This is a genomic window from Flavobacterium myungsuense (assembly GCF_042677265.1).
GTDB classification, from domain to species: Bacteria; Bacteroidota; Bacteroidia; order Flavobacteriales; family Flavobacteriaceae; genus Flavobacterium; species Flavobacterium myungsuense.
Window position 1 is genome coordinate 67,769 of sequence record NZ_JBHTIZ010000045.1, and the last position, 25,222, is coordinate 92,990.

The window sequence follows — 25,222 nt, forward strand, 5'->3', positions numbered from 1 at the left end:
TTTTATATTATACGAGATTATATTTTTTTAGATAACACGATTATATTGAAATCCAACACGGTTAAAATAGTATTCTTTTTTCTCTTCTCTTTGAATGTATTTTCACAAGAGCTATTGCCATTTGTTGAAAATTACAGCAAGTATAACTATCAAGGAGACAATCAAATATGGAGTTTATCTCAAGGTATAGATAAAGCCATGTATTTTGCAAACAATCATTATTTTTTAAGATATGACGGTGTAAAATGGGAAAAATATACGCTTCCAAATAAAACCATTATTCGCTCTGTCCTGGTTATCGGTGACAAAGTGTATACAGGATCTTACAAAGAGTTTGGTTATTGGTATAGAAAAAATGGGAAGATGATTTATTTTTCCATTTCTAACAGAAATAAGACATTTAAAGATACAGGGAATGAAGAAATTTGGAAAATAGTTCAATTAAACAATAAAATATATTTCCAATCTTTTAATGAAATTTATATTCTTGAAAACGGAAAAATCAATGAAATAAAGTTGCCCTTTCAAATTTCATACTGTTTTCCTGTAAATGATGAATTATTTTTAGCATCAATAAATGATGGTGTGTTCAAGTTACAAGGCTCTAGTTACCAAAAGATTGAGAATTGGAGTGTTCTAAAAGGAAATGTTATCCATTCTATTGAAAATATTGGCAATAAAGTGTACATCTTCACTCAAAAAAACGGTGTTTTTGTTGCTGATAAAAGCGGAATACATATTTGGAATAATGCATTAAATGCTACACTAAAAGGCGCTATAATTAATTGTGCAAAATTCTTAAATCAAGATAAACTTATAGTCGGAACCGCCAGCGAAGGGGTGTATTGTATAGACATGAAAAGCAATTCCTATATAAATATCAATAGGAATAATATGCTAATGAATAATTCGGTACTAAGTATTGACTTTGATAAAGAGAATGATTTATGGCTAGGATTAGACAACGGAATTGCTCATGTAGAAATTAATTCTCCTGTTTCTATTTTTACAGATAATACAGGAACATTAGGTTCTGTTTATTCTGTTGCTACAACTGATACTGGATTCTTAATGGCATCGAATCATGGTATTTACAATTACGAAAACAACAATTTGTCATTATTGCCCAATTCTAAAGGGCAAGCTTGGAACATCACAAAAATTAATAATCAATATGTAATTGGGCATAACGAGGGTACTTTTTTATATAAAAACAATACATTAACAAAAATTAACGGTGTTAATGGCGGTTGGAATTTTACGAAGAGTAATTTGAATTCTAATTTTTTACAAGCGACCTACAGTGGAATTAATATTTACAAAAACGAAAATGACTTTTCTCAATATACTCAAATAAAAGATTTCTATAAGCCTATTAAATATGTTGCTCAAAATAAAATAGACGAAATATGGGCAGCCGATAATTACAGGGGTTTATACAGAGTTCTTTTTGATAATCAGTATAAAATTAAAAAAGTTATAAATGTTGCCCAACAAAATAACATTTCAAATGATTTTGGAGTCAAAATTTTGGAGTTTAGAAATGAAATTCTATTTTTTATAAACAATACTTGGTATACCCATAATTCGATTACTAATGTATTAGAAAAAAACAGCCTTTTTAATTCTAATTTTAAGAACATTTCTGATATAGTAGCCATAAATGAAAATAATTTTTTAGTATTACAATCAGGTCTATTGTATATTATTCATTCAAGAGGAACTCAATTTATTTGGAACTTGGTACAAGAAAAATATTATAGAGGTAAAATTATCAATGATAACCTTAAAATTTTTAAGAATCAAGAACAATATTTACTTAATCTTGATGATGGTTTCATTGTTTTAGAACTAAAAAAGGATAAAGTTTCTGTTCCGAACATTAAAGTTGAAGCCTATAATAATAAAGAATTAATTCCTAATCAATCCAGTATAAAATACAATAATGAATTGAAATTGCATATAGTTTCAGGAATTTATGGCTCAAACAAGCCTAATTTATTTTATAAAATAGACGACCAAAAGCAGCTAATGCCAACCAAAGAAGGGTCTTTAGTATTCAATAATTTAAACAGCGGTTCGCATTCGATAGTTGTTTATTTTAGTGATGGAATAAAATTCTATGAAGTTTCAAATTTTCAATTTAAAGTTGATAAACCGTGGTATTTTTCATTTTGGATGGTCCTTTTTTACCTGTTAGCTATAGCTGTAATTCTATATTTATATTATAAATGGAATAAAATTAAATACAATCAAAAATTAGCCTTGAAAGAGGAGGAATTACGCCATCAAAAAAGAATTTTAGAAATAGAATTACAAGCTGAAAACGAATTGAATGTTCAAGAATATGAAAAACATATTTTAGAGTTAGAAATTCAAACCAAATCATCAGAAGTTGCGGGAAAATCTCTTTCTATTGCAAAGCAAAGCGAAATGATTGAAAACATTCAGCAAATATTAGATAATGAATTCGATATTAATAAACTGAAAAGTGAAATTAAGAAGGCAATTAAAATAAATGCCGTAAACAAACAAGAGTGGAAAGTTTTCGAAAATAATCTGAATCAAATTCATAATGAATTCATAAAAGGGTTATCCACAAAGTATCCATTACTCACTTCAAAAGACATAAAACTTTGTGTCTATTTAAAAATGAATCTTTCTTCAAAAGAAATTGCTCCGCTAATGAATATTTCTTTTAGGAGTGTAGAACTTCATCGTTACCGATTGAGAAAAAAATTAGGACTAAATCAAGAAAAAAACCTCACTAAATTTCTTCTAGAAATCTAATTTTAGCTCAAAACACATCACTATTACGTTTTCGAAACTCGCTTTTACTACATCTTTACTACATCATTTTAAATTTTAAAACAACTTGAAACTTTGCCTAAAGTGCAATTTATCTAGGTTTCTTAATCAGAAAACTAAAATGATGTACAAATGTTGCATTAATCACAATAAAACTATATCGTTGTAATACCCTAAATTTGAGAAACGAAAAATTAATAAATGAACATGAAAAATTACATTCATTTTATCGTATTCTTAATTTCATCAACTTTTTTCTCACAAATCAATGCACAAGAAGTAACTGGAAAAGTAATTGACAAAGACGGACTTCCTATTCCTAGTGTAAATGTGGTAAACCAAAATTCTAAAAGTTCAACAGTAACTGATTTAGACGGTAGTTTTAGTATCAAGTCTAAAGTAGGAGATAAATTAAAATTCTCAATGGTAGGTTTTGAAACCATTACTATATCATCTTCGACATCACCCTTAAATATAACATTAATAGAGGTTACAAAAGCATTAGATGAAGTCGTAGTAGTTGGTTACGGAACAAAAAAGAAAGGAGCCATTACGGGTTCAGTTTCTCAAATAAAATCAGCTGATATATTAAAAAATCCAGGACAATCAGCTATTCAATCGATTCAAGGAAAAGCGGCAGGGGTTAACATTGTTACTAATGACGAGCCAGGAGCAAATCCTACAATTGTTATTAGAGGCTTAGGAACTATACTAGGTGCTAGAAGTCCTCTGTATGTAATTGACGGTGTAGAATCAGGAAGTTTAAATGGGTTGAGCGCCAATGATATTGCTTCTTTTGATATATTAAAAGATGCTTCCTCGTTAGCAATTTACTGACAAAAAGGAGCAAACGGCGTTGTCATAGTTACAACGAAAAAAGGAAAAAAAGGGAAAGTAACTATTTCTTATGATGCCTTTTACGGTCAAAAAGACATTCTTAAAAAAGTAAAAATGGCAGATTCGTTTAGATATGCGTATTACAATAATTTCGCTTTAGGATCCTCTAGTTTCTATAATTTTAACCAACCTATAAATACAAATTGGTTGGATGAAATTACAAGAAAAGGAGAAGTAACTAATAATGCTGTTTCTATTTCTGGTGCAAATGATATGATTAGCTACTATTTAGGAATTTCAAATTATACTGAAAAAGGAATTTTATTGGGTACGGAATTTAAAAGAAATAACGTGGTCAATAAAAACGAATACAAATTTTCCGAGAAATTTAAAGTAACCCAATTCGTAAGTTTATCTATTGCCGACAATACCCCTAAACCCTTAAGTGCTTTTACAAATGCCTACAAACAATCGCCTATAGTACCTGTGAGATATGCAAACGGTCGTTTTGGTGCGCCGTTAGTAAACACCGAAACAGGTTTAAATGACCTTACTGGACAAGTAATGAATAACGTTGCCAATCCTGTTGCGCAATTGTTAAATACCTACGAAAAAAATAAAAATGTAACTTTATTTGGTTCCTTAGGAGCTGAATTAAAATTGCTTAATGATTTAAAATTCAATACTAGTTTCGGAGCAACAGCTGATTGGGGTAAAGGGTATACATTTACTCCTAATAGAGATTTGTTTCTTACACAAAACCCCTCATTAAATGAAGAAGATTACGCTAGTCAAAGACCTAAAGACCCAATCAACACTTTACAACAAAGACGAAGTGATTCGTACATCTGGAACTGGGATAATTTTTTAACCTATAAAAAAGAATTTGGCTTACACAATGTTACAGTTGTTGCTGGTATGTCTAGAACCACAAGCAACAATAGTGAAGTTTTAAATGGAACACGTTTAAATGTTCCTGAGCAAACAAACTATTGGTATTTAGACATTTCTAATCAAAATAATGCCATTGCTCCTGGGTCAGTGGTTACTAATAATCATAGTAACCCTAGAGTTTCCATTGCTTATTTTACTAGACTTGAATACGAATTCAACAACAAATATTTACTTTCTGGCTCTATTCGAAGAGAGGGCATTAGCGTCTTTCAAGGAGATAAAAAGTGGGGTGTCTTTCCAGCAGTATCTGCAGGTTGGATAGTAAGTAATGAAGATTTCTTGAAAGATGTAAAAATAATTAATTCTCTAAAAATAAGAGCTGGTTACGGTGAAGTTGGAAACGGAAATGGGCCAAGCTTTAATAACATTACTTTTTCTAATATTCAATATCCATTTGGTATAAATCCAGTGAGTCAACCTGGAAATTATGTTAGAAATGCGGTTGATCCAAATTTAACATGGGAAACTATGAAAGAGTTTGATTTTGGAATTGATTTTGCAATTCTCAACAATCATTTAACAGGAACAATTGATTATTACAACAGAAAAGCAGATGATATTATATTACCACTTTCTATTCCTAAAGTACTTTCTGAAGAAAATGTATTTATTAATTCCGGAGTGGTTACAAATAAAGGACTAGAATTTACAGTAAGATATGATAACAAAATAGGTGATAATTTTAGTTATTACGTTGGAGGAAATTTCTCAACTAACCAAAATGAAGTTTCAGAAATTACAAGTCCCTATTTTAGAAATCTTCCTGGAAGCGGAAATACTAATAATGGAGAATATACGAAACTGGTAAAATTAGGTGCACCGCTAGGTAGTTTTTATGTTTTCGAATTACTTGGGTACAATTCTGATGGAGAACCAATTTTAAATGAAATGGTAGACGGTATTCCGGGTTTAAACGATAACGATCGTATTAATGCAGGTTCTTATATTCCTACGTATACCTATGGAATAAATATAGGAATGAATTACAAGAATTTTGATTTCTCTGTAGATACCTATGGAGTTGGGGGTAATAAAATTTACAACGGAAAGAAAGCCCAACGTTTTGTGGGTGAAAATGTTGAATCGGCAGTTTTAGACAATTTCTGGACGCCTTCAACACCAAACGCACTGAATCCAAAACCATTTAACGCTGTTCCAAGACCTTCAACCTATTACATCGAAGACGGAAGTTACTTGAGAATAAACAATATTACTTTAGGATATACGGTTCCTAAAATCATAAATACAATAGATAAAGTTAGATTTTATGTTACGGCAACGAATCCTTTCATTTTCACGAACTACTCAGGTTTTTCTCCCGAAATATCAGGTGGTGACAACGGAAATCCTTTGCTAGGAGCTGGTATTGAATTGGATGCCTATCCTACGAACAAGACCTTGTTATTTGGTGTAAATGCTAGTTTCTAATTAAATTAAAAATGAATAAAATGAAAAATTTTAACCCATATAAATTATTTTTAGGAGTAGTATTATTTGCTTTATTTAATCTTTCATGCGAATCTGATTTGGAAGTACTACCTCAAGATTCTCAAAGTGAACTTGATTTTTTAAACAATCCCGGCAATGCAATTCAATTAGTAAATGGGGTTTACAATAAAAATCTAGATTATAATACTAATTCATTTTCTTGGATAGGAATCACAAGTATTACCTCTGATGATGCCGATAAAGGATCAACTCCCGGTGATTCAGGTGCCGACAAAGTCAAACTAGACGCACTAACGTTTAATGCTTCTGGGCTTTCTTTCTTAGACGTATGGGAAGCAAGATATCAAGGCATTGGTAGAGCCAATAAAGCAATATTTTATCTCGAACAACTTTCAATTGATGCAACATTAAAAAACAGATTAATAGTCGAAGTTAAATTTTTAAGAGCATTATGGTATTTTGATTTAGTGAGATGTTTTGGCGGAGTACCCATTGTGGTTTCACAAATAGATTTGAATGATACTGAAACTGTAAATCGCGTGGTGTTTACCAGAAGAACTAAAGAGGAAGTGTATGCACAAATTGAATTAGATTTAGTAGATGCCATTGGTAAATTGCCTATACAATATCAATCTATTGATGTGGGTAGAGCTACGAAAGGCGCTGCGCAAGCACTATTAGCCAAATCGTATTTGTACCAAGAAAAATGGCAAGAATCCTTTGATTTGTGTGGTGAAGTGATGAACTCTTTACAATATGACTTATTAGATAATTATGCTGACGTTTGGAGAGAAGTAGGGGAAAACAAATCAGAATCTATTTTTGAAATTCAGGCCACATTTGATAACGGATTAAAAGTCTATTCTTATGTACAAGAACCACGAGGAACACCTGATTTAGGTTGGGGTTTTAATACACCTTCTTTAAGTTTAACCAATGCTTATGAGCCTGGCGATTTAAGAAAAGCAGCAACTATAATGTTTATTCCATCCACTCTTTGGGACGGTTTTGTAGCTCCAAATACATTAAATAACCCAAGGTATAACTATAAAGCTTATCAAAGTAAAACCCTTGAACCTTGGAATGGAAATAGAGATGATACCGCTAAAAATTTAAGAGTATTAAAATACAGTGATATTTTATTGATACGTGCGGAAACAGCTTTTAGATTAGGAAATACAGGAGAAGCGCTTACACAGATTAATGTGATCCGAAAAAGAGCGGGTCTAGCAGACGCTACTGATGTAACACTAGAATCTATTTGGAAAGAAAGACGATTAGAAATGGCAATGGAACACGACCGATGGTTTGATTTGGTAAGAACAGGTCAGGCAAAAACCGCAATGGCTGCCAACGGAAAAACATTTATAGTAGGTACGCACGAAGTTTTTCCTATTCCACAACAACAAATTACCGCAAGTGGCGGACGATTAACACAAAATAACGGATACAATTAACAATTAACTCAATTTTAAACATTAAACACTATGAAAACAATTAAATTATCAGGTTTCGCTTTAGCAATGACGCTAAGCTTTGGTTTACTAACGAGCTGCGGTTCAGATGACGATGCACCAGCACCACTGCCTCCAATTGGTGGGTATAACAATGCAAACGAAGTAGGCGCATCTAACTTAGTAGCCTATTGGCCTTTAGACGGAAATGGAACTGAAAGTAAATCTAGTACAGCACCAACAACCACAGTTGGAACAACATTTGTTGCTGGAGCAAAAGGTCAAGCAGCTAATTTTGCAGCTGGGTATATGGTTTATCCTTCAATAGCAGCACTTGCTACTTCATCAGGAAGTATGACGATAAGTGCTTGGGGTAAAATTTCTAATAATAAAACAGATGTTTCAAGTTCTGCTTCATGTATTTTAACTTTAACTCGTCCAGGAAGTGATTGGGCAGGGAATGTAAACTTAATTTTAGAAACAGGTCAACGTGAAGCAACTAATGATTCAATTCAAGTAAAAGGACTGGTAAAAATTAAAAAAGCAGACGATACTGAAAATGGTCAAGATGTTGTAAACATGATCAAACAAGAGCCATGGATGGATGCTGCTCATTCATGGGCTCCAAATAAAGTTGGTGGTCAATGGGCTCAATATGTAATTGTTTGGAACGGTACCGCCGGAACTTTCAAAATTTGGGTAAATGGAGTTGAAATTTCTAATAATGCATGGGAAGTTAGAAATAATGGCGATTCTTTACCATTGAGTTTCTTTACTCCAACCTATCCTGTAATTGGAGCTTTTGGTAATGTTGCAACAACAAGTGATACTTGGAATAAACCATTGACTGGACAATTAGATGAGATTAGAATTTGGAATAAAGCTCTAACAGCAGCTGATATAAACTCTTTATACGAGCTTGAAAAAGCAGGAAGATAAATAGTAGTTATTCATAACACCTAATGCTGTTGTATTAGGTGTTATATATTTTAAAACAATATTTTTTCAATATGAAAATCATTCGTTTATTTCTTCTATTCTCCTTATTTGTTTCTTGCTCCGGTTGTGATACTAGTACTACTCCAGATCCAGCGGTTATTGTAGATCCTCCAGTAGTTGTGGATCCTCCATTATCTGAAGAAGTTATATTAAATATGGCTCAAAAAGATGCATTAAAATATTTTGTAGAATATGCACAATCTAATTCTAAGTTAGCCCGAGAGCGCTATCATGTAGACGATACTGGTAATGATGCCAATATTGTAGCAATTGGTGGTTCAGGATTTGGTTTAATGACACTTTTAGTAGGAATAGAACGAAATTTTATAAGTAAAGCCGATGCCGTTAGTCGACTAACAACAATGCTTGATTTTCTTGAAAAAGCCGATCGTTTTCACGGAGCTTGGCCACATTGGATAGATGGAAACACAAAAAAAGTAATCCCTTTTGGTTCTGATGATGATGGAGGCGATTTAGTAGAAACTTCTTTCCTATGTCAAGGTTTAATTTGTGTTAGAGAGTACTTTAAAAACGGAACTCCCGAAGAAATTGCTTTAGCTGAACAAGCAGATAGGTTATGGAAAGGCGTAGAATGGGATTGGTATACTAAAGGTGAAGAGGTTTTATATTGGCATTGGTCACCTAACTATGCTTGGAAAAAGAATTTTAAATTAGAAGGGTATAATGAATGTTTAATTACTTATATAATGGCTAAAAGTTCGCCAACACATCCTATTTCTAATGCCTGTTACAACAAAGGTTGGGCAAGAAACGGAGGTATTAAAAACCCTGCTCTTCGATTCAACATTCCTGTTGTATTTAATTACAATGGAGCATCAGGAAATGTAGGTCCCATGTTTTGGGCACATTATTCTCATTTAGGTCTTGATCCTCGCGGATTATCAGATCAATATGCAAATTATTGGGAACTGACTCAAAATCATGCTAAAATCATGTACCAATATTGTGTAACTAATCCATTGAGTTGGAAAGGATATAGCGATAAATGTTGGGGATTAACTGCAAGTTATACTAGAAATTCTAATGGTTCTGTTGGGTATACAGATCATAAACCTGGAAATGACAGGGGAGTGATTTCGCCTACAGCAGCTTTATCTAATTTTCCTTATACTCCAGTAGAATCAATGAAATTTTTGCGCTACTTGTATGAAGAAAATAAAGCAAAATATGTTGGTGTTGCAGGACCTTATGATGCCATTTCTCCGCATTATAATTGGGTAACAAAACGCTATTTGGCCATAGATCAAGGAACAATCGCGCCAATGATTGAAAATTATAGAACAGGAATGTTATGGAATTTATTTATGCAAGCACCTGAAGTAAAAGCGGGTTTAATTGATTTAGGTTTTAATTCAACGCAACATGGATTTTAGTAATTAAAAACGTCAGTTCGAGTGTTTTTTGTTTAGCACTTCTCGATACTTTTCAAAATTTACAATTTTGAAAAACTCGAAGAGACGAGGAACAAAAAATGTATCGAGAACGCTTCGAAAAATAATTTCAAATCATTAAGATTAATAAAGTTATTAGAATGAAAAAAATCGTATTACTGCTATTTTTTATTATCACCGAATTTTGTTTTTCACAATCTGATGAAAAAGGAAGTTTTAAAACCGAAGTTATTATAAAAAAGCAAGTAGGATATGCATTGCACATTCCTAAAAATAACAAAGAAAAGAAACCGTTAATCCTATTTATTGCAGGCGATGGAGAAAAAGGGACAGCTATTGAAAAAGTAAAAATAAATGGCCCCTTTAATTATTTAAAAAATAACGAATTAGATGCCTACATTTTAGCACCCCAATGTTTAGAAAATGAAGAATGGGATGTCAATATAATCTATCAATTGATAGTAAAAATTCAAAAAGAGAATACTATAGATGCTAACAGAATTTATGTCACTGGATTAAGTTCAGGAGCATGGGCAACATTTAATTTGGCTATTGCTTATCCTGAATTATTTGCAGCAGTAGTTCCAATTTCAGGCTATGTTGATTTATATGAGATGGATTATATCTGTAAAATAAAAACAATACCTACTCAAATTTTTCATGGATTATTAGATGATGTTGTAAATGTAGATTATGCTATTTCAGTTTACAAACTATTAAAAGGGTGTAATGCAAATGTAAAACTGACTATTTTTGACGACGCAGGTCACGATTCTTGGACAAGAGTGTATGATAATCCTGAAATATACAATTGGATGTTTCTTCAGGTAAAAAAATAAATTAAAGTGATAAAAAATAAATACATACTACCGCTACTTTTATTTGGAGTATTCTCCACTTATTCTCAAAAAGTAAAAGCAAATAAAACAATTGAGCCAAAAGATATTTTTGTCACTAATTTAATGGCTAAAATGACTTTAGAGGAAAAATTAGGTCAGCTTAATTTGCCCACTTCTGGAGATATTACGACTGGTCAAGCCAATAGTTCAAATGTAGCTAAAAATATCGAGCAAGGAAAAGTAGGAGGATTATTCAATATAAAATCAGTTCAAAAAATAAAGGAAGTACAAAAAATTGCTGTTGAAAAAACACGATTAAAAATTCCATTACTTTTTGGTATGGACGTTATTCATGGATATGAAACTACTTTTCCAATTCCGTTAGCATTGTCATGTACATGGGATTTGGATTTGATAAAAAGAAGTGCACAAATAGCAGCTCAAGAAGCTAGTGCAGATGGAATAAATTGGACATTTTCTCCAATGGTAGATATTTCGCGTGATCCTCGATGGGGTAGAGTTTCTGAGGGTAATGGTGAAGATCCTTTTTTAGGAAGTCAAATAGCAAAAGCAATGGTTAAAGGATACCAAGGCGATGATTTATCTAAAAATAATACGATTTTATCTTGTGTAAAACACTTTGCACTTTATGGTGCTCCAGAAGCGGGACGTGAGTATAATACTGTTGATATGAGCAGAATTAGAATGTACAACGACTACTTTCCGCCATACAAAGCAGCTATTGATGCAGGCGTAGGTTCGGTAATGGCCTCTTTCAATGAAGTTGATGGAATTCCAGCTACTGCAAATAAATGGTTAATGACGGATGTTCTTAGAAAGCAATGGGGATTTAAAGGTTTTGTAGTTACAGATTATACTGCAATTATGGAAATGGAATATCATGGTATAGGCGATATGCAAACCGTTTCCGCTTTAGCACTAAACGCAGGTGTAGAAATGGATATGGTTAGCGAAGGTTTTTTAAATACACTAAAGAAATCATTAGAAGAAGGAAAAGTAACTATAGACAAAATAGACGATGCCGTTCGCTTAATATTAAATGCCAAATACGATTTAGGATTATTCCAAGACCCATATAAATATTGCGATGCAAATAGAGCTAAAACGGAGATTTTCACTAATTCAAATAGGAGTGAAGCACGAAAAATTGCTGCACAATCTTTAGTTTTATTAAAAAACGCTCCCTTTCCTTTAGGGACAACAGGTGGTGGGATTTTACCCTTAAAAAAATCTGGAACTATTGCTGTTATTGGTCCATTGGCCGATGCCAAAGAAAATATGGCAGGAACTTGGAGTGTTGCAACAAAACAAGAAAACTCTATTTCTTTAATTGCTGGTATAAAATCGGCAGTAGGAAATTCAGCTAAAGTACTTTATGCCAAAGGAAGCAACCTCGATTATGATGCTGTACTTGAAGAAAAAGCAACCATGTTCGGAAAAACATTACACAGAGACAATAGAACAGCTGCAGAGTTACTCGCAGAAGCAATAAATATAGCCAATCAATCAGATGTAATTCTTGCTGCTCTTGGCGAATCAGCAGAATTTAGTGGCGAATGCAGTAGTAGAACTAATCTCGAAATTCCTCAAGCTCAAAAAGATTTATTGCAAGAATTATTAAAATTAGGCAAGCCGGTTGTTTTGGTATTATTTAACGGAAGACCTTTGGTTTTAAAGCAAGAAAATGAAACAGTTCCTGCCATTTTAGAGGTCTGGTTTGCTGGTAGCGAAGCTGGGTACGCTATTGCAGATGTTTTGTTTGGCGACGAAAATCCTTCAGGTAAATTAACGACAACTTTTCCAAGAAGTTTAGGTCAAGTACCTATTTATTATGCGTCTAAAAATACAGGACGACCTTTAGGTAATAGTGAAGGTAAATTTGAAAAGTTCAAATCTAATTATATTGATGAACGAAACGAGCCGTTATTTCCATTTGGTTTCGGATTAAGTTATACTACTTTTGAGTACAGTAATATGAAACTTTCTTCTACAAAAATGAATACTAATGATAAATTGAAAGTATCAGTTGATGTAACTAATACCGGAAATTATGATGGAAAAGAAGTAGTACAATTGTATATAAGAGATTTAGTAGGCTCTGTTACAAGACCCATAAAAGAATTAAAAGGTTTCCAAAAAACTGCACTTAAAAAGGGGGAAAAGCAAACAATAACTTTTGAAATTTCTATAGAGGATTTAAAGTTTTATAATTCAGATTTACAATTTAATGCAGAACCAGGATACTTTGAAGTATTTGTCGGAGGCAATTCTGATACCCAACTAAATGAAAAATTTGAATTAGTAAATTGAGTTTTTTTTTGTTGTTTATGTTTGAAAACCCTTCATGATTTAAATGAAGGGTTTTTTAAATACCAAACTAATTTAATTACTTTTATACTTTCTTAAAACAAAACATATGAAATTTATTTTTTCTTTAGTATTCCTTTTGGCAATGGGATATATTAATTCTCAGAGTGTTCAATCTCCTTCAAAAGCCATTACAGTTAACTTTAAGTTATCGGAAAATGGTAATCCTAATTACACTATAAGTTATAAAAATAAACCTGTAATTCTAGAAAGTTTTCTTGGTTTAAAACTAAAAAGCGGAATTGATTTGACTTCTAATTTTGCAATAGATAGTTTTGGGGTTAATACTTTCAACGAAATTTGGCAGCCTGTATTAGGGGAACAAAAAAATATTAAAAATCATTATAATCAGCTAACAATTGCTCTTTCTCAAACAAAAGATAACGTTAAAATAAATATTATTTTCAGAGTTTTTGATGAGGGAGTTGCCTTTAGGTATGATTTCCCAAAGCAGCAAAATTTAAATTATTTTATTATTTCAGATGAAGCTTCCGAATTTAATATAGTAGGAAATCATAAAGTTTTTTGGTTACCCGGAGATTTTGACACTAACGAATACAACTACGAAGAAACTCTATTCTCTGAAATTAATACGGATAAAGTTAATTTGAATAACGGAATTGGTTTTAAAGCAATTAATAAAAAATATATGGTTCAAACACCATTGATGATGAAATCTTTGGAGGGTATTTATTTAAATATTTTTGAAGCAGCAGTTGTCAATTATCCAGTCATGCAATTGGATGTTGATACTAAAAATTATAAATTAAAATCGAGTTTAGCCCCCAATGCATTAGGAGATAAAGCCTATTTACAAACGCCTTGTGTGTCGCCTTGGAGAACCATAATGATTAGTGACGACGCACGTGATATAGTAGGTTCTAAAATGATATTAAACTTAAATGAACCTTCAAAAATTGATGATACTTCTTGGATAAAACCAATGAAGTACGTTGGTGTTTGGTGGGAAATGCATGTAGGAAAATCTACTTGGGATTATGCAGGTTCTCAAAACGCTCAAAATGCATTAGATAAAGAGTTGAAGCCCTCAGGAAAACATGGTGCAACAACCGCCAATACAAAACGGTATATCGATTTTGCTGCTAAACATGGTTTTGACGGTGTACTAGTTGAAGGCTGGAATGTAGGTTGGGAAGATTGGTTTGGCAATTGGAAAGAAAATGTTTTTGATTTTCTAACCCCTTATCCCGATTTCAATTTAAAAGAAGTTAATGATTATGCTAAATTAAAAGGGATTAAAATGATCATGCATAGCGAAACTTCGGGTTCGGTAGCCAATTTTGAAAGGCATTTGGATCGGTCATTAAACTTGATGAAAGAATATGGATATACAGCTGCCAAAACAGGCTATGTTGGAAGAATTATTCCAAGAGGAGAATTTCATGACGGTCAAACTATGGTCAATCATTATAATTTTATAGCACAACGATTTGCCGATTATAAAATGATGGTCAATTCGCATGAAAGTTCTCGTCCTACAGGTTATAGCAGAACCTATCCTAACTATATTGCGGCCGAGGCTACTCGTGGAACTGAATTTAATGCTTGGAGTATTGGTAACTTACCCTCCCACGAAACCGTTTTGCCTTTTACACGATCGCTTGGTGGTCCTATAGATTATACACCTGGAATTTTTGAAATCAAAATGAGTTATTATGATGCTTCAAAAAAAGAGCAGGTTCACACTACTTTAGCAAAACAATTGGCACTTTATGTAACCCTATATTCTCCATTGCAAATGGCTGCAGATTTACCTGAAAACTATGAGAAATATCCAGATGCTTTTCAGTTTATAAAAGATGTAGCCACTGATTGGGACGAAAGTAAATATTTAGAAGCTGAACCCGGGGATTATCTTACAATTGCCCGAAAAGCAAAAGGAACTGAAAAATGGTTTTTAGGAGCAATTACTGATGAAAATTCTAGAAAAACAGAAATAAAATTAGATTTTTTAACACCAAATAAAAAATACAAAGCGACTATTTATCAGGATGGTAAAACAGCTGATTGGCAAAAGAATCCAATCAATTACGAAATTAAATCATTGCTAGTAACCTCAAAAACAAAGTTGAAATTAGTATTAGCCGCTGGTGGAGGAACAGCAATAAGCTTTTTTCCAATTAATTAAAACTACATATAAATGAAATATAGGATTGCACTATTTTTACTGCTAATCAATTCAACTTATGGAATTGCCCAACAAAAAACCTATTGTAATCCCATTAATATTGATTATGGTTATTGCCCAATTCCCAATTTTGTAACCCAAGGAAAACACCGCGCAACTGCCGATCCGGTAATCACTTTTTTTAAAGGAGAATATTTTCTTTTTTCTACCAATCAATGGGGGTATTGGCATAGTAAAGATTTGCTAAATTGGAAATTTATCTCCCGAAAATTCCTTCGCCCAGAACATAAAGTATACGATGAATTGTGTGCACCATCATTGTCATTTGTCAATGATACTTTATTAGTGGTTGGTTCTACTCAGGGTAAAGAGTTTCCCATTTGGATGAGTACCAATCCAACAAAAGATGATTGGAAAGAGTTAGTTCATAAATCTGAAACTGCCGCATGGGATCCTCAGATTTTTTGGGACAAGGAAAAAGATGAAGTCTATGAATATTATGGTTCTAGTAATTTGTATCCACTTTATGGAGTAAAATTGAATCGAAAGACTTTTCAGCCCGAAGGAGAGCGCATTCCAGTTTTAGCTTTAAATGATGATGAACACGGTTGGGAACGTTTTGGCGAACATAATGACAATACCTTTTTGCAACCTTTTACTGAAGGGGCTTTTATGACTAAATACAATAATAAATATTATTTGCAATACGGTGCACCAGGTACTGAGTTTAGTGGTTATGCAGACGGCGTTTATGTTGGTTCAAATCCGTTAGGTCCTTTTGAATATCAGTCACACAATCCTTTTTCCTATAAACCAGGAGGATTTGCAAGAGGGGCAGGGCATGGTGCTACTTTTCAAGATATAAATAATCAATATTGGCATGTTTCAACCATTGGAATTTGTACAAAAAATAACTTCGAAAGGCGTATTGGTATTTGGCCAGCTGGTTTTGATAAAGATGATATTTTATATTGTAATACAGCTTATGGCGATTATCCAACGTATTTGCCCTCAGAAAAAAAGAGTCATCTTAATGAAAACTTTTCGGGTTGGATGTTGTTGAATTACAACAAACCCATTCAAGTATCATCTTCTTTTGGTGGCTATCAGGCAAATTATGCTGTAGATGAAGATATAAAAACCTATTGGTCAGCAAAAACTGCAAATAAAGGAGAATATTTGATTTCAGATTTGGGAGAGCTTAGTACCATTAATGCAATTCAAATTAATTATGCGGACCAAGACGTTGAAATTATGGGAAAACCTGAAACTACATTAGGTCACAAGTATATTATTTACGCTTCTAGTGATGGAAAAAATTGGAAGACTTTAATTGATAAAAGTAAAAACGAGATTGATGTTCCTCATGATTATATTGAACTTCAAAAACCAATTATAACAAGGTATTTGAAACTAGAAAATATTCAAATGCCAACGGGGAAATTTGCAATTAGCGGTTTTAGAGTTTTTGGAAAAGGAAGCGGTGAAAAACCAAAAGCAGTTCAAAATTTTGTACCCTTGCGTTCAGGTCCAAAAGTAAAAGGAGAAAGAAGAAATGTATGGTTCAAATGGCAACAAGAACCTAATGCAGATGGCTATGTTATTTATTTTGGAAAATCTCCAGACAAATTATACGGGTCAATTATGGTTTATGGTAAAAATGAATATTATTTTAATGGATTGGATAAATCAGATGTATACTATTTTCAAATAGAGGCTTTTAACAACAATGGTATAGGAGTGAAGAGTGAAATAAAAAAATCAGAATAAAGGAATGAAAGTGACTTCTATAGTACTATTATTTTTTACTAGTTTTATTTTTTCACAAAATAATCTCAATGTAATGTCTTATAACATTCGATATGGTTCAGCAAATGATGGAGAAAATAATTGGGATTCAAGGAAAGAAAAAGTAGTTGATTTATTAAATTATTATGAGGCATCTTTCATTGGTTTACAAGAAGTACAAAAATTTCAATTGGATTTTATTTTACAAAATTTAACCCATTATAGTTTTATTGGTTTGCCAAGAGATAATAATGATTCCGCTGAATATTCTTGTATTCTATACAATAATAATCAATATAAACTTTTAGAGCAAAAAACATTGTGGTTATCTCAGACTCCTATGATTATTTCAAAAGGTTGGGATGCAGCCTTTTGTAGAATAATTACTTATGGTTTGTTTAGGGATATTAATACAAAAAAAGAATTTTGGATTGCAAATACCCATTTTGATCATCAGGGGAGAACCGCTAGAATTGAGTCTGCAAAAATGATAATACAGTTAAAAGATAATTTAAAAAAAATAAAGGAGATTCCATTTATACTTACAGGCGATTTTAATGCAACTCCTGAAGAGGAATCTATTGAAATTTTAAAATCAAATTTAAATGAAGGCTATTCAACCTCAGAACGTAAACCTTATGGAGGAAATTCAACTTGGAATGCTTTTGATTTTAAAAAAATACCCGACAGGCAAATCGATTTCATCTTTTACGATAAAAAATCTAAAATAAAAGTTAAAAAATTCATAACAATTGACGACTTTTATCAATTCAAATACCCATCAGATCATTTGCCTATAATGGCAACCTTTATTAAATAAAATTAATTTAAACCAAAAACAAAATTATGAGTTCAGAAAATTCTAAAACCAATTGGGGACAATTTATTCCCTTAGTTATTGTATTCTTCTTTTGGGGATTTGTTGCTGCAAGTAACGATATTCTTATTCCAGTATTTAAAAAAGCATTCGACTTAACACAAGGTCAAAGTCAGTTTGTTTCAATCGCATTTTATATTTCGTACACAGTTGGCTCATTAATATATATGGGAGTTTCAGTACTAATGAAACAAGATTTAATTAATAAAATTGGATATAAAAACGGTTTAGCTTTAGGGTTGGTCATTTCTGCACTAGGAACATTACTATTTTATCCAGCTGCGAATACAGGGTCTTATGCATTAATGCTTGCGGGTTTATTTATAGTAGGTCTTGGTTTTTCTTTACAACAAACCGTTGCAAATCCATTAGCAATTGCTTTAGGACCAATTAAAACCGGTTCACAACGATTGACTTTGGCTGGTGGAATTAATAATTTTGGTACAACTATTGGACCACTAATTGTAAGTTTTGCTATTTTTGGATCTACAGCATCTGGCAATACAGATATGAGTATCGAAAGTGTTAAAATTCCTTATTTAATACTAGGATTAGCTTTTATAATAGTTGCTGTTTTATTAAAATTTTCTTCATTACCTGAACATCCTGAAACAATTGAAGAAACTACAGAAGATTCAAATTCTTCAAAAACTTCTGCATTACACTATTCACAATTGGTTTTGGGAATGGTTGCTATTTTTCTTTATGTAGGGGTTGAAGTTTCTACAGCCAGTAACTTACCAGCTTATATGGAAAGTAAATTAGGTTTTGCTATTGGTGATATTGCACCCTATATTTCTTTATACTGGGCGAGTTTAATGATTGGACGTTGGACTGGAGCTGTAGAAGCATTTACAGATAATATGAGTACTCAAAAAATATTGAGATTCCTCGCTCCGTATTTAGCTTTCGGAGTATTCTTACTAGTTAATGCAACTGCGAAACACGATTTAACTCCTTTTTATATCTACGGATTAATTATTTTGGTTCTTATTGCTGCCGATATGGCCAGTAAAGGGAATCCTGCTAGAATGTTGTTGATTTTTTCAGTATTAGGTATTATAGCTTTATTTATAGGTATGGCAACAAGTGGTATGATTAGCGTTTATGCTTTTACTAGTGTCGGATTGTTTTGTAGTACATTATGGCCATGTATTTTTACATTAGCTGTAAGCGGATTGGGAAAACACACCAGTCAAGGAAGTAGCTTTTTGATTATGATGATTATGGGAGGCGGAATTGTAAGTTGGCTTCAAGGCGCAGTTTCTGAAAGTATTGGAATTCAAAACAGCTATATTATTGGTGTTTTATGCTTTGCTTATTTGGCTTTTTATGCCTGGAAAGTTAGCGGAATATTAAAAAAGCAGGGAATTAATTTTGATCAAAAATTGAGTGGAGGACATTAAATAAAACTTAAAAATTTTCCAATTCTTAAATTGTAAAAGGGTATTGTTTTAAATGCAATATCCTTTTTTAATTTTCGAAAAAAAACGATTTATTAATTTTAAATATTCATTCATGAGTAGAAAATACTTTTGATATAATGTAAAGAAAAATAAATATTCAGAAGTTTATATTTTAAAAAATCAAAATATTTTTTATATAAAACTTATAGCTACTTCAAATTATTTTCAAAATTAACATCAAATATATTTGTAAACGCATTTTTAATTGTAGTGTCACTGTTTAAAACAATTGTCCTGTGTACCTTTATTATAGCCCATTTGGTTTTAAGATCTTCAAAATCATTACTTCTTAGCTCGAAACTAGAATCAAAATTGTATTTAGATAAAGAGGTATTCCAATTGTTTTGATTATCATCTAAATTTATAGCAATAAACTGATAATCGGGATATTTTTGTTTGAGTGAGGCAATTTTTTTTTGTGCTGCAATTAAATGAGAAGTTAGTTTCTCAGTCCAAAAGAAAATTACTGTTTTCTTTTTTAAAAATGAATTAGAGGAGACTAATTTTCTGTTTTTATCAATTAACATAACTTCAGGTAATTCATTTCCAACTTTTAACAATTGAATAGCATGACCAATTTTTTGAATTTCATTCTTCTTACTTTTATCGGTTGAGTATTTATTATAAATTTCAAGAAATTTATGATTATTGACCATATTTTGATCTTCTAACAAATAAGAAAAAGCGATGTTGTTAAGAATAGTGTTTTTTACTTTTTTATTTTTTATTAAGGTGTCGGCTATATTAAGTTTATTGATATTCGTTTTTAATTCTAAATCTAAATTCGAAAAATGATTGTGGTAATTTATCGCTCCAACATTATTCAACATATGAGATAGGTACATAATATAAGGCGAAAAACTGGCTAACTCATTACAATTAAAATTGATTGATTTTCTAAAAGCATAATAATTTTTGGGTAAATCTTCATATAAATCGACCCCTGTTCGAATTTTATGAATAACAGGATACATTTCTTTTTTTGAAAAATAATGAAAGTCTAAAGCGGCTTTTGCAAAAGTGTCAAAGCCATCACTCCATTTAATTTGTTCTTTTTTGGTAGCATAAAATTTTTCAGAAGTTGCATAGACAGAGTCAATATTTCTATTAAATTTCGGAAAATCATAATCAAAAACATCAAATAGAGTGCTTCTATCTTTTTCGTTTTTGAGATATAATTCCATTAAAAAATTGTTTTTCTCATCTCCTCGACCACAATAAACAATAGATTCATCAAATTCTTTAGAATTAATGTGAACCATTATACTGTCATTTTTATCAAAATAAATATATTGATATTCAGGTTCATTTTTAAAAGTATATAAACCAGGAGTTAGGGAATCAAATTTTATAAAAAAACGATTATTTATATCAATTTTTATCGTATCTATAACTTCTGAATCTTTACAAAATAAAACATAAGGATTATTCGCATTGGTAACTTCTCCTCCAAAATAGGCGGTGTAATTATCTGCTTTAAACTCTTTATTGCATGAACTAAATAAAGTAATACAAGTTAGATAAAAAAACAAGTAATATATGGAGTTTTGAAAAAACATTTGAGGCTTGGTTAGCTTACAAAAATATTTAGTTGATGTTAATATTACTGTTAATACATAGTTAAATAAATCACTATTCAAATTGTAATATCCTAAGGTAATTAGCTTCATTATTTTTTCTACTTTTGCAAAAAATTAAAAATTACAATTTCATGTTGACAATAAATAATTTATCAGTTCAGTTTGGCAAAAGAATTTTATTTGACGAAGTAAATACGACATTTACTCACGGAAATATCTATGGTGTTATTGGAGCCAATGGAGCTGGTAAATCTACTTTTTTAAAGATAATTGCCGGCGATATTGATCCTACATCGGGTCATGTTCATTTAGAGCCAGGAAAAAGAATGTCGGTCTTAAATCAAAACCACAATATTTTTGATGAACATACGGTATTAGAAACAGTAATGATGGGTAATAAAATCTTATTTGCTGTAAAAAAAGAAATGGATGAACTTTATCTGGATTATAATGATGAAAATGCAGATAGAATAGGGGAGTTGCAAGTGCAATTTGAAGAAATGAATGGTTGGAATGCCGATTCGAATGCAGCAGCAATGTTATCTAATCTAGGAATTTCAGAGGAATATCATTACACATTAATGGCTGATTTAGATGGAAAATTAAAAGTTCGTGTGCTTTTAGCTCAAGCACTTTTTGGTAATCCAGATTTGTTAATTATGGATGAGCCAACCAACGATTTAGATTTTGAAACCATTGCTTGGTTAGAAAATTTTCTTGCTAATTATGAAAATACAGTTATAGTGGTTTCTCACGATCGTCACTTTCTTGATGCCGTATGTACACATATTTCTGATATCGATTTTGGTAAAATAAATCACTACTCAGGAAACTATACTTTTTGGTACGAATCCAGTCAGTTAGCCGCAAAGCAAAGGGCACAGCAAAATAAAAAAGCCGAAGAAAAGAAACAAGAACTAGAAGAGTTTATTCGTCGTTTTAGTGCAAACGTAGCCAAATCAAAACAAGCAACTTCGCGTAAAAAGATGATTTCTAAATTAAATATTTCTGAGATAAAACCATCAAGTCGCCGTTATCCAGCCATTATTTTTGATCAGGAACGAGAAGCTGGAGACCAAATTTTGAATGTTCAAAATCTAAGCGCTTCAACTGATGGTGAAAATTTGTTTACCAATGTCGATTTAAATATGGCTAAAGGCGATAAAATCGTATTGTTCTCTAAAGATTCTAGAGCGTGTACAGCTTTTTATGAAATTTTAAATGGCAATCAAAAACCAGATTCTGGAACTTTTGATTGGGGAATAACAACCAATCAAGCCTATTTACCTCTAGACAATCATTCTTTTTTCGAAAATGATTATAGTTTAGTAGATTGGTTGCGACAATGGGCTAAAACAGAAGAAGAACGTGAAGAAGTAAATATTCGCGGTTTTTTAGGAAAAATGATTTTCTCTGGTGAAGAAGCTTTAAAAACAAGTCGTGTATTATCTGGAGGCGAAAAAGTGCGTTGTATGCTTTCTCGAATGATGATGGAACGCGCTAATATATTGATGTTAGACGAACCAACGAATCACTTGGATTTAGAATCGATAACGGCTTTTAACAATTCATTGAAAAATTTTAAAGGCTCTGTTATCTTTACTACTCATGATCACGAATTTGCTCAAACTGTAGGGAATAGAGTTATTGAGTTGACTCCTAAAGGAGCAATTGACCGTTACATGACTTTTGATGATTATTTAGATGATGAAAAAGTACAGGAATTGAGAGCTAAAATGTATTCTTAAATCGCATTTCAAACACTTATCCCCAAAAACAACCGTGTTTGTCTTCTTGTATGACTTTTATGAATTCCTTTAAGTTTTTTACTTTTGGATGTGGCTTGTAGCTATGCCATTTAATATCTCACATAAACCAAAAAACGTCCCAAATAGTATCTTTTTGAATATAGGTTGCTTACGCAATTTTACATTCAATTTTTTCAATTGGATTGTTCCAAACTGGTCGAATCTCGAACACAATAATACTTTGATTTTCAATTTTATAACTAAGGTCTAATTGGTCTCTAATCTCTTCAGGAGGACGAGAATTAATTAAAAAAACCTTCCATTACTTCAATTATTTCTATTTCATTTTCAAATGCTAACGCCATAATTTGTTCTTAATTTCAGTTTATATTTACCAAAAAGTAATACTGTCTTTATTCGATTTTATGAAAGTATTCAGTAAAATAGATGCTGTTTTATCTTCAATATTAGCCAATTCAATTCTGCTAAGAGTATCATATCCAGTATCTTTAATTAGTTTTTCATAGTTAGTCATATGAAAACCCATTGACCAATCTGAGAATTGTTTTTCTTTAACATTTTCACTAAAAAGACAAATGATACCTTTGTGACGGGAGTCCTTTTTTATTTTTTCAAAAAGACTAATAATAACATCTTCTTCTCCTTCAATAACTTGAAGAAAGTCGCCTACAATATAAAGTAATACTCCAGTTATATGATTGTTGATATTACTTCTTCTAGAATGTTTTAGAAGCGAATCAATTTCATTCTCTTCTAAAAGCTTTACCGATGAACCCATATAAATAATTCGATACATAAATTGATCTATTAAAGGTTTACCACTAATTTAGTTTGTTTTTTTTAATTTCCATCTTATTTTAAATTAAATCCCGCATTCAACCTTGATTATTGTTAAATTTTCAATATACTACATACAATATTAAAATATCATTACATTTGTATCCTAAATTTTAATTTTGTATGATGACTTAATTTTGTATTTATAAATTTCAAGTTATCGTTTATTTACCTCATATTATGAAAAAAAAATCCCCAATTCACATTTTAATATTAATACTAAGTCTGTTATTTATACAATTTTCATACAGTCAGAATGGTATTTCAATTTCAAAAAGATCTCCTTCTGGAAAAGTTCGTTGTTCATCAGTTGAATATGAAAAGTATTTAAAAATTATAAATCCAAATAGAGCTACTAAGGAGGAATTTGAAAATTGGATTGGTCCAAAGATTATAGAACAAAAAAACAATCAGTACATAAAAAAAACGGCAGCAACCGTTATTACCATACCGTTAGTAATTCACATTATTCATAATGGAGATGCAATTGGAGTTGATGAAAATATTACAGATGCGCAAGCGTTGTCACAAATTACAGTTTTAAATCAAGATTTCAGAAGACAATTAGGAACACCAGGTTTCAACAGCAATCTAGTTGGTGCTGATGTAGAAATTGAATTTTGCATGGCTCAAAGAAAACCTGATGGTACAGCAACTAATGGCATAGATAGAGTAAAAAGGTCTACCGCTCAATATGCAACTATGAACAAAACTGAAAACATGAAAGCGGCTACACAATGGGATCCTACAAAATATTTCAATATTTGGACGGTTTATTTTTCAGATAATAAAAGTACAGAGCAGTTTGGAACTTTAGGATATGCTCAATTTCCGAGTACATCTGGGTTGGTAGGAATTGATACTAATGGAGGAGCTGCAAATACAGATGGAGTAGTAATTGATTACAGAAATTTTGGAACTTCTGATATAGCTGATGGTCCTTATTCTCTAGGATATGATAAAGGCAGAACTGCCACTCACGAAATTGGTCACTGTTTTGGACTTGTTCATATTTGGGGAGATGGAAACGGAAATCCTGACACTGGAAATACAGATTGCAGTGCAACCGATTATTGTGCAGATACTCCTCAAGCAGGATATGAGCATTATGAGTGTGGTACTTTTGATACCTGTAAAACTAAACCAGGTAGAGATATGAATGAAAATTATATGGATTATACAGAAGATGCCTGTATGAATGTATTTACTTTAAATCAAAAAGAAAGAATCACAGCTGTAATGAATAATTCTCCCAGAAGAAAAGAATTAAAAACTTCAAACGCATGTACAGCTCCATTAGCCACGGATAAATATAACTATATAAATGAGATTTATTTATATCCAAATCCTTCTAAAAATGTATTAAATATATCAGTTTTGCAATCAGAATTGCCTAATAGATTTATAATTTATAGTTCAATTGGACAAGAAATAGAAAATAGGAGTATTCAAACTAATGACGATTTAATAATTAATACAAGTTCTTATTCAAAAGGTTTTTATTTAATTAAAATAATCAAGGAAAATGCAACTAAAACTTTGCAGTTCATAAAAGAATAATGAAAATCAAAAAGACTAAAACGGAACTTTGCTTTAAAGTTCCTTTTTTTTTGAAA

General features: G+C 31.6%; 15 protein-coding genes and 2 pseudogenes. 14 read left to right on the plus strand and 3 right to left on the minus strand.

Annotation, left to right across the window (positions count from 1 at the left end; all coding sequences use genetic code 11):
• The first annotated feature begins 45 nt into the window (after positions 1-45).
• The 12 genes and pseudogenes from ACFQ0S_RS12455 to ACFQ0S_RS12510 all read left to right on the plus strand — a co-directional run bounded on the left by ACFQ0S_RS12455 (position 46) and on the right by ACFQ0S_RS12510 (position 19,360).
• Complete coding sequence (locus tag ACFQ0S_RS12455; RefSeq protein ID WP_379758083.1) at positions 46-2,790, plus strand: helix-turn-helix and ligand-binding sensor domain-containing protein; 2,745 nt, start codon at positions 46-48, stop codon at positions 2,788-2,790.
• A gap of 225 nt (positions 2,791-3,015) precedes the next feature.
• Positions 3,016-3,645 carry a carboxypeptidase-like regulatory domain-containing protein gene (locus tag ACFQ0S_RS12460; protein ID WP_379758086.1) on the plus strand — a complete coding sequence of 210 codons (630 nt, stop codon included), beginning with the start codon at positions 3,016-3,018 and terminating at the stop codon, positions 3,643-3,645.
• 15 nt (positions 3,646-3,660) lie between these two features.
• Positions 3,661-6,027 (plus strand): annotated as a pseudogene (locus tag ACFQ0S_RS12465) (SusC/RagA family TonB-linked outer membrane protein); the annotation flags it as partial.
• Between the two features lie 20 nt (positions 6,028-6,047).
• Positions 6,048-7,505, plus strand: a complete 1,458-nt coding sequence (locus ACFQ0S_RS12470) for a RagB/SusD family nutrient uptake outer membrane protein (RefSeq protein WP_379758089.1) — start codon at positions 6,048-6,050, stop codon at positions 7,503-7,505.
• A gap of 30 nt (positions 7,506-7,535) precedes the next feature.
• Complete coding sequence (locus tag ACFQ0S_RS12475) at positions 7,536-8,441, plus strand: LamG-like jellyroll fold domain-containing protein (protein WP_379758091.1); 906 nt, start codon at positions 7,536-7,538, stop codon at positions 8,439-8,441.
• A gap of 71 nt (positions 8,442-8,512) precedes the next feature.
• Positions 8,513-9,895 (plus strand): glucoamylase family protein, encoded by a 1,383-nt coding sequence (locus tag ACFQ0S_RS12480; protein ID WP_379758094.1) that lies wholly within the window; start codon positions 8,513-8,515, stop codon positions 9,893-9,895.
• A 158-nt stretch (positions 9,896-10,053) separates the two neighbouring features.
• The gene (locus tag ACFQ0S_RS12485) at positions 10,054-10,752 is read left to right on the plus strand and encodes a carboxylesterase family protein (RefSeq protein ID WP_379758097.1); all 699 of its coding nucleotides are present in this window, start codon (positions 10,054-10,056) and stop codon (positions 10,750-10,752) included.
• Between the two features lie 9 nt (positions 10,753-10,761).
• Positions 10,762-13,083, plus strand: a complete 2,322-nt coding sequence (bglX, locus tag ACFQ0S_RS12490) for a beta-glucosidase BglX (RefSeq protein ID WP_379758189.1) — start codon at positions 10,762-10,764, stop codon at positions 13,081-13,083.
• Between the two features lie 106 nt (positions 13,084-13,189).
• Positions 13,190-15,289, plus strand: coding sequence for a glycoside hydrolase family 97 protein (locus ACFQ0S_RS12495; RefSeq protein ID WP_379758100.1), 2,100 nt, complete (start codon positions 13,190-13,192; stop codon positions 15,287-15,289).
• Between the two features lie 12 nt (positions 15,290-15,301).
• On the plus strand, positions 15,302-17,059 hold the full coding sequence (locus ACFQ0S_RS12500) for a family 43 glycosylhydrolase (protein ID WP_379758103.1): 1,758 nt from the start codon (positions 15,302-15,304) through the stop codon (positions 17,057-17,059).
• Between the two features lie 73 nt (positions 17,060-17,132).
• Positions 17,133-17,897, plus strand: a complete 765-nt coding sequence (locus ACFQ0S_RS12505; protein ID WP_379758106.1) for an endonuclease/exonuclease/phosphatase family protein — start codon at positions 17,133-17,135, stop codon at positions 17,895-17,897.
• 26 nt (positions 17,898-17,923) lie between these two features.
• Positions 17,924-19,360 carry an MFS transporter gene (locus ACFQ0S_RS12510; RefSeq protein ID WP_379758108.1) on the plus strand — a complete coding sequence of 479 codons (1,437 nt, stop codon included), beginning with the start codon at positions 17,924-17,926 and terminating at the stop codon, positions 19,358-19,360.
• A gap of 209 nt (positions 19,361-19,569) precedes the next feature.
• On the opposite strand, the gene ACFQ0S_RS12515 is transcribed toward ACFQ0S_RS12510, so the two are convergent.
• Entirely contained in the window at positions 19,570-21,090 is a 1,521-nt protein-coding gene (locus ACFQ0S_RS12515; protein WP_379758111.1) for a TlpA family protein disulfide reductase, read from the minus strand.
• Between the two features lie 41 nt (positions 21,091-21,131).
• Between ACFQ0S_RS12515 and ACFQ0S_RS12520 the strand changes: the two genes are divergently transcribed.
• The gene (locus ACFQ0S_RS12520) at positions 21,132-22,748 is read left to right on the plus strand and encodes an ABC-F family ATP-binding cassette domain-containing protein (RefSeq protein WP_379758114.1); all 1,617 of its coding nucleotides are present in this window, start codon (positions 21,132-21,134) and stop codon (positions 22,746-22,748) included.
• Positions 22,749-22,764: 16 nt separating this feature from the next.
• Here ACFQ0S_RS12520 and ACFQ0S_RS13455 read toward each other — a convergent pair.
• Positions 22,765-23,055, minus strand: a pseudogene (locus tag ACFQ0S_RS13455) (DUF3024 domain-containing protein).
• 84 nt (positions 23,056-23,139) lie between these two features.
• Positions 23,140-23,565, minus strand: coding sequence for a BLUF domain-containing protein (locus ACFQ0S_RS12530; protein WP_379758117.1), 426 nt, complete (start codon positions 23,563-23,565; stop codon positions 23,140-23,142).
• 221 nt (positions 23,566-23,786) lie between these two features.
• Between ACFQ0S_RS12530 and ACFQ0S_RS12535 the strand changes: the two genes are divergently transcribed.
• Entirely contained in the window at positions 23,787-25,166 is a 1,380-nt protein-coding gene (locus tag ACFQ0S_RS12535) for a T9SS type A sorting domain-containing protein (protein ID WP_379758120.1), read from the plus strand.
• The last annotated feature ends 56 nt before the right edge of the window (positions 25,167-25,222 follow it).